General features: G+C 70.2%; 5 protein-coding genes. 3 read left to right on the top strand and 2 right to left on the bottom strand.

The window, feature by feature from the left end; genetic code table 11:
* Positions 1–141: 141 nt before the first annotated feature.
* Positions 142–1,599 carry a DUF2079 domain-containing protein gene (locus tag G6048_RS45690; RefSeq protein ID WP_408056240.1) on the bottom strand — a complete coding sequence of 486 codons (1,458 nt, stop codon included), beginning with the start codon at positions 1,597–1,599 and terminating at the stop codon, positions 142–144.
* Between the two features lie 262 nt (positions 1,600–1,861).
* Between G6048_RS45690 and mfd the strand changes: the two genes are divergently transcribed.
* Positions 1,862–5,401 carry a transcription-repair coupling factor gene (gene mfd, locus G6048_RS45695; RefSeq protein ID WP_165345522.1) on the top strand — a complete coding sequence of 1,180 codons (3,540 nt, stop codon included), beginning with the start codon at positions 1,862–1,864 and terminating at the stop codon, positions 5,399–5,401.
* Between the two features lie 72 nt (positions 5,402–5,473).
* Here mfd and G6048_RS45700 read toward each other — a convergent pair whose 3' ends face one another.
* On the bottom strand, positions 5,474–5,869 hold the full coding sequence (locus tag G6048_RS45700; protein ID WP_165345523.1) for a hypothetical protein: 396 nt from the start codon (positions 5,867–5,869) through the stop codon (positions 5,474–5,476).
* A 150-nt stretch (positions 5,870–6,019) separates the two neighbouring features.
* On the opposite strand from G6048_RS45700, the gene G6048_RS45705 reads away from it, so the two are divergent.
* Entirely contained in the window at positions 6,020–6,763 is a 744-nt protein-coding gene (locus G6048_RS45705) for an HNH endonuclease family protein (protein WP_328828913.1), read from the top strand.
* Between the two features lie 122 nt (positions 6,764–6,885).
* A partial coding sequence (locus G6048_RS45710; protein WP_165345525.1) for a hypothetical protein occupies positions 6,886–7,378 on the top strand: 493 nt, incomplete at its 3' end.

The raw sequence follows: 7,378 nt of genomic DNA on the forward strand, positions 1-7,378 counted from the left end.
CCCGCGGTAGGCGCGCCCCACCCGCCGGAGGCAGAGGGGCCTGGGAGCGCAGCCCCTCACGCGGCGGAGCCGCAAATTGATACAGCCGGGAAGGGGCGGGACTGGGGAAAAAAGGACCGCGCCCCCAGCCCGCCGCAGACGTCACCGCTCGCGTCCGAGCACCACATACCCCTGGGCGGAGCCCACGACGACGTACCCCGCACGAGGGTGCAACTCGTGGGCGTACCCCACGGGGTCCTCGTAACGGCCGGAGGAGTTGTCCAGGGCGATGAAGTCCGGCGTCACCCCTCGGGTGTTGGTGACCCAGAAGACCCGGCACCGAGAGGTGAGCCGACTGATCGGCCCGATGTTGGACTCGACGGTGGCGCCGTCCGGAATGCGCCCCAGCAGCCCGTCGATGGCGGAGACACGCGCGGGCACGCTATAGGCCGCCGACTCGGTCAACGCGCCCAGCGGCAGCGTGGTCGTCAGCGCCAGCGCCGCCGAGACGACCGCGGTCGGCAGGTGAAGCGCGTACGACCGCAGCCACGGCCGAGCACTGTGCCGCGCGGAGGCAAGCGCGTCGGCCAGGGCAAGCACGACGACCGGCATCAGAACCGCGCTGTAGTGCCACTCCGTACCCCAGTGATGCGGATCGGAGGAGAAGAACCGCCACCCCAGCGTCGGCACGACGATCACCAGGAGCGGCGAACGCAGCGCCAGCAACCCGGTGGTGGGGATCAACAGCCAGCCGAGAGTTCGGAGTTTGGTGTCGAGGCCGTCGAAGGGCCCGCTCGAGTCGCTGACCTTGCTCCAGTAGTCGTAGACATCCGTGGTGTTGAAGGCAGGTATGACCAGGGTCATGGTGACCACCGTGGCCAGCACGCCGAAGCCCGCGACTCCGAGCGCGCACAGGGCCGTCCGCCGAGAGGACGTCCGGGATCGCAGCGCGACGACCAGGGCGAGGGCCGCCAGGGTCAGACCGAGGTCCTCCTTGACCAGGACCAGGGGCAGGGCCCAGTACAAAGAGGCCCGCCAGCGCTGCCGCAGCAACGCCTCCAGGGAGAACGCGATCAGGGGAACGGCGAAGCAGATCTCGTGGAAGTCGAAGTCGACGGCCCGCTGGATGCCCCACGACAGCCCGTACGCGACGCCGAGCGCGAGCCCGCGCCGGCGTCCGAGCAGCCGGGCGGCGGCCCGGGTGACCGGTATCGCGGACAGCGCCAGCAGTGCGGCCTGCGCGACGAGCAGCGTGACGGGGGAGGGGAAGAGCCGGTAGATGGGGGCGAGCAGCGCGGTGACGGGGCTGAAGTGGTCGCCCAGGACGTTGGCGCCGGGCCCCTTGAGATCCACGACGGGCACCTGGAAGTGCGCGTACGCGCGCACGGCCTGCTCGAAGATGCCGAGGTCCCAGGAGCTGGTGCCCAGCCGCAGGTACCGGCCTATGGAGACCACGGCATACGCCACGAACAGCACAGCGGCCAGGATGTGCGGATCCCGCCGCCCGTCCAGAAGGCGGTGCAGCCCCCGGTCACGGGACGGCGCGACCGGAGCCGCGCCCCGGGGCGGTTCCTGCGCGGTCCGGTCGGATGCGGACGTGGCGACGGGGGCTCCGTGCACGGGGATGGTCCTTCGGTCGGGCGGTGGGGCGCTCGGGCGGTGGGGCCAAGGGTTCGAACTGAGACGGTACCTCTGCGGTGTGTGCCCCCAGTAAGGGGCGTGTGCCCCAGTAAGGGGGGTGAGCCCGGCTTCCTTCGCCCGGAATCCAGACGTTATCCACAGGCCCGGCACCCGCGACCGAGCCGACGTACCCTAGGACACCCCCGGCCCGTACGACGTGTCGGGCGTTCCGCGTTGCCCAACCCCGGATGGAAGCCCCTTCATGAGCCTGCACGGTCTGCTCGACGCCGTCGTCAAGGACGCCGCTCTCACCGAAGCGGTGAAGGCCGCCACGGACGGCAACCGGATGCACATCGACGTGGTCGGCCCACCGGCGGCCCGCCCCTTCACGATCGCTGCCCTGGCCCGCGAAACCCGTCGTACGGTCCTCGCGGTGACCGCCACGGGCCGTGAGGCCGAGGACCTCGCGGCGGCGCTCAGGTCCCTGCTGCCCCCCGACACCGTCGTGGAGTACCCGTCCTGGGAAACCCTCCCGCACGAACGTCTCTCCCCGCGCAGCGACACCGTGGGGCGGCGGCTGGCCGTACTGCGGCGGCTCGCGCATCCGCGCCCGGACGACCCGGAGACCGGCCCGGTCTCGGTCATCGTCTCGCCCGTGCGCTCCGTCCTCCAGCCCCAGGTCAAGGGCCTGGGCGACCTGGAGCCGGTGGCGCTGCGGACCGGTGAGAGCGCCGACCTCGGCGATATCGTCGAGGCGCTGGCGGCAGCGGCGTACTCCCGGGTCGAACTGGTCGAGAAGCGCGGCGAGTTCGCCGTACGGGGCGGAATCCTCGACGTCTTCCCGCCCACCGAGGAGCACCCGCTGCGCGTGGAGTTCTGGGGCGACGACGTAGAGGAGATCCGTTACTTCAAGGTCGCCGACCAGCGGTCCCTCGAAGTCGCCGAGCACGGGCTGTGGGCGCCGCCCTGCCGTGAGCTGCTGCTGACGGACGAGGTCCGGGAGCGGGCGGCGGCACTGGCCGAGGCACACCCCGAGCTGGGCGAGCTGCTCGGGAAGATCGCGGAAGGCATCGCCGTCGAGGGCATGGAGTCCCTGGCTCCGGTACTCGTCGACGACATGGAGCTGCTCATCGACGTACTGCCCCAGGGTTCGATGGCCGTCGTGTGCGATCCGGAGCGGGTGCGGACGCGGGCCTCGGACCTGGTCGCGACCTCGCAGGAGTTCCTACAGGCGTCGTGGGCGGCGACCGCGGGCGGGGGAGAGGCGCCCATCGACGTCGGCGCCGCCTCCTTGTGGTCCATCGCGGACGTCCGGGACCGGGCCCGTGAGCTGGACATGATGTGGTGGTCGGTTTCGCCCTTCGCGGCGGACGAGTCCATCGACGACACGAACGCGGACATGCTGAAGCTCGGCATGCACGCCCCGGAGGCGTATCGCGGCGACACCGCCAGGGCGCTCGCCGACACCAAGGGGTGGCTCGCGGACGGCTGGCGCGCGGTGTTCGTCACCGAGGGGCACGGCCCGGCCGCCCGTACGGTCGAGGTACTCGGCGGCGAGGGCATCGCGGCCCGCCTGGAGTCGGACCTCGGCACACTGGCGCCGTCCGTGGTGCAGGTGGCGTGCGGTTCGATCGAGTACGGCTTCGTCGATACGGCCCTGAAGCTCGCGGTTCTCACGGAGACCGACCTCACCGGTCAGCGGGCGGCGGGCAAGGACGGCGCGCGCATGCCCGCCCGGCGCCGCAAGACCATCGACCCGCTCACCCTGGAGACGGGCGACTACATCGTCCACGAGCAGCACGGCGTCGGCCGCTACATCGAGATGGTGCAGCGGACCGTGCAGGGCGCGACCCGCGAGTACCTGGTCGTCGAGTACGCCCCCGCCAAGCGCGGCCAGCCCGGCGACCGGCTCTACATCCCGACCGACCAGCTGGAGCAGATCACCAAGTACGTGGGGGGCGAGGCCCCCACGCTGCACCGCCTGGGTGGCGCCGACTGGACCAAGACCAAGGCGCGCGCGAAGAAGGCCGTCAAGGAGATCGCCGCCGACCTGATCAGGCTCTACAGCGCGCGGATGGCGGCCCCAGGGCACGCGTTCGGCGCGGACACCCCGTGGCAGCGGGAGCTGGAGGACGCCTTCCCGTATGCGGAGACGCCCGACCAGCTGACGACCATCGCCGAGGTCAAGGAGGACATGGAGAAGACGGTCCCCATGGACCGGCTGATCTGCGGCGACGTCGGCTACGGCAAGACGGAGATCGCGGTACGGGCCGCCTTCAAGGCGGTGCAGGACGGCAAGCAGGTGGCCGTGCTGGTGCCCACGACGTTGCTGGTGCAGCAGCACTTCGGGACGTTCGGCGAGCGCTACTCGCAATTCCCGGTGAACGTCCGGGCGCTGTCGCGCTTCCAGTCGGACACGGAGGCGAAGGCGGTCCTGGAGGGGCTGCGGGACGGCTCGGTGGACGTCGTCATCGGTACGCATCGACTGTTCTCCGCCGAGACCAAATTCAAGGATCTGGGGCTCGTCATCGTCGATGAGGAGCAGCGGTTCGGTGTCGAGCACAAGGAGCAGCTGAAGAAGCTGCGGGCCAACGTGGACGTGCTGACGATGTCGGCCACTCCGATTCCCCGGACCCTGGAGATGGCGGTGACGGGCATCCGCGAGATGTCGACGATCACGACTCCTCCGGAGGAGCGGCACCCGGTCCTGACCTTCGTCGGGCCGTACGAGGAGAAGCAGATCGGCGCGGCGATCCGACGTGAACTGCTGCGCGAGGGGCAGGTCTTCTACATCCACAACCGCGTCGAGTCCATCGACCGCGCGGCGGCGAGGCTGCGGGAGATCGTCCCCGAGGCGCGCATCGCCACGGCCCACGGCCAGATGTCGGAACAGGCCCTGGAACAGGTCGTCGTCGACTTCTGGGAGAAGAAGTTCGACGTCCTCGTGTCGACCACGATCGTGGAATCCGGCATCGACATCTCCAACGCGAACACGCTGATCGTGGAGCGCGGCGACAACTTCGGCCTCTCGCAGCTGCACCAGCTGCGGGGCAGGGTGGGACGTGGCCGTGAGCGTGGTTACTCGTACTTCCTGTACCCCCCGGAGAAGCCGCTGACCGAGACGGCCCACGAACGCCTCGCGACCATCGCCCAGCACACGGAGATGGGCGCGGGCATGTACGTGGCCATGAAGGACCTGGAGATCCGGGGCGCGGGCAATCTGCTGGGCGGCGAGCAGTCCGGTCACATCGCGGGCGTGGGCTTCGACCTGTACGTACGGATGGTGGGGGAGGCCGTCGCCGACTACCGCGCTTCTCTGGAAGGCGGTGTGGAGGAGGAGCCGCCCCTGGAGGTCAAGATCGAGCTCCCCGTCGACGCACACGTCCCGCACGACTACGCGCCCGGCGAGCGGCTGCGCCTCCAGGCGTACCGGGCGATCGCGTCGGTGAACTCCGAGGACGACATCAAGTCCGTACGCGAGGAACTCCTCGACCGCTACGGCAAGTTGCCCGAGCCGGTGGAGAACCTCCTCCTGGTGGCCGGACTCCGCATGCTCGCCCGGGCCTGCGGAGTCGGCGAGATCGTCCTCCAGGGCAACAACATCCGCTTCGCACCGGTGGAGTTGAGGGAGTCCCAGGAGCTGCGCGTCAAGCGCCTGTACCCGGGGGTCGTCATCAAGCCCGCCGTCCACCAGGTCCTGGTGCCGCGCCCGAAGACGGCGAAGGTGGGCGGAAAGCCGCTGGTCGGGCGGGATTTGCTGGGGTGGACGGGGGAGTTCCTGGCTTCGATCCTGGGGTCGTGAGGGGCGAGCTGCGGTCCCGCGCCATCCCGACGGTGACCTCATCCGGTTCGGCCGGCCGGTGGGGGCGTCGGCTCAGTCCTTCCAGTCGAGCTGGGATTCCGGTACGCCCACCGAGCGGGCGTACGCCTGCACTTCGGCGCGCGCCGCCGCGTCACCGCGCGCGTAGCGGAAGACGCGGCCGGCGAAGACGACGTACGTCTCCGTCGTGGTGCTGAAGTCGACATACCAACCGCCGGTCGGCGCCAGACAGTTCGCCAGCGCCTCGGCGAGTTGGCCGACCGTGTCCTCAGGGGCCCGGAAGTGCAGCAGGGTCCAGTGCCGGGGCTGGTCGGCGGTGGCGTCGCCGACCGCGATGCGCTCGATCGCCGTGAGCTGGAGCGGAACGCCGCTCAACTCACCGCCCACGCGGAGGCTTTCGGAGATGAGAACGCCGTTGAGAGTCCGGTGGGCGGGCGGTGTGGATGCCATGCGGTGCTCCGTTGCGTGGGTCCGGTCGCGACCGGAACAGCATCCCCGACAGCAGGCACCGTGATGCCCGGCCCGCTCGCTCGCTACGGTGAGGAACAGCGGGACCGCCCGGCCAGGGCGGATCCGGGAGGCAAGGGGAGGGGAGCGCGCGTGACGCTCTGGACCAGGGGTGCCGGTGCCGCGGTCGTGCTGCTCGCCGTGACGGGCTGCACCGTGGACAGCACGGGTTCGACGGGACCGGACGAACCGACGGGGACATCTGCTTCGGGCGGCTCCGGGCAATCTGCCGGTGGTGCGGCCCTCGCCGCCGTCGACTCGCTGGTCGTCAAGGGGAGGGCGCCCAGGACGGGGTACGACCGCGACAGGTTCGGCAGCCCCTGGGCCGACACCGACTCGAACGGCTGCGGGACCCGGGACGACATACTCAAACGGGACCTGAAGGACGTGAAGTTCAGCGACGGTGACTGCGAGGTCGGCTCGGGGACGCTCGACCCGGACCCGTACACCAACGAGGACGTGACATTCGTGCGCGGCCGAAGCCAGGTCGACATAGACCACGTCGTCGCCCTGTCGGACGCCTGGCAGAAGGGCGCCCAGCAGTGGGACCCCAGCAAGCGAATAGCCCTGGCCAACGACCCGCTCAACCTCCTCGCCGTCGACGCGGGCACCAACCGCAGCAAGAGCGACGGTGACACGGCGACCTGGCTCCCGCCCAACAAGGCGTACCGCTGCACGTATGTGGCAGGGCAGGTGGCCGTGAAGAAGAAGTACGGGCTGTGGGTCACCGAGGCCGAGAAGGCCGCCATGGAGCGGGTGTTGGCCGGTTGCCCCGGGCAGAAGCTCCCCTCGGGAGGGAGCCCGACGACGGCGCCGGAACGGTTCCATGCGGACTGAGTAGCTCCGTCGGCGCTCGGCGTTACAACGGTTCGGTACAGGCAGGGACCGTTGTCGGTGTCGGCCTATACGCTCGTCTTCACATTCGTACGTCTGCTGGTATCAGGTCCTCAGGAGCATCCATGCACGGCCACGGCTACGTGCCGCCACCGCCGCGACCGCCCTCGACGGGGACGGTGGTGACGCTGCGCGTGCTCCTCGTGGCGCTGCCCCTGATGACCTGCGGGTTGCTCCCCTGGCCGGCGACGCTGCGGGCCGCGCTGGTGACCCGCCGACAGCGTGAGTGGTGGGTCTTCGGAGCCTCGCTCCTGATCTGGATCTTCGTCATCGCGCTCATCAGCTCCGACACCACCGAAGACCTCAGCAGCTCGAACGGCACCCTGGGCGTGATCCTCATGCTGCTGAACGGCGTCGCCTGCGCCGTCTACTACCTGATCGTGGACATCGGCTTTCACGGTCGGTCCACGGTCATGGGCAACGTGCCGCCTCAGCAGACGACTTTCTACGGCTACCAGCAGGCACCGCCCGCGCCTCAGCCGCCTGCCGCCCAGCCGCCCGCCTCCCAGCCGTACGCCGGCACACCCGTCCCGCAGCCTCCCGCGCCCCAGTCGGCAC

Source organism: Streptomyces ureilyticus, from assembly GCF_011045025.1.
In the GTDB taxonomy this organism is placed as follows: Bacteria; Actinomycetota; Actinomycetes; order Streptomycetales; family Streptomycetaceae; genus Streptomyces; species Streptomyces ureilyticus.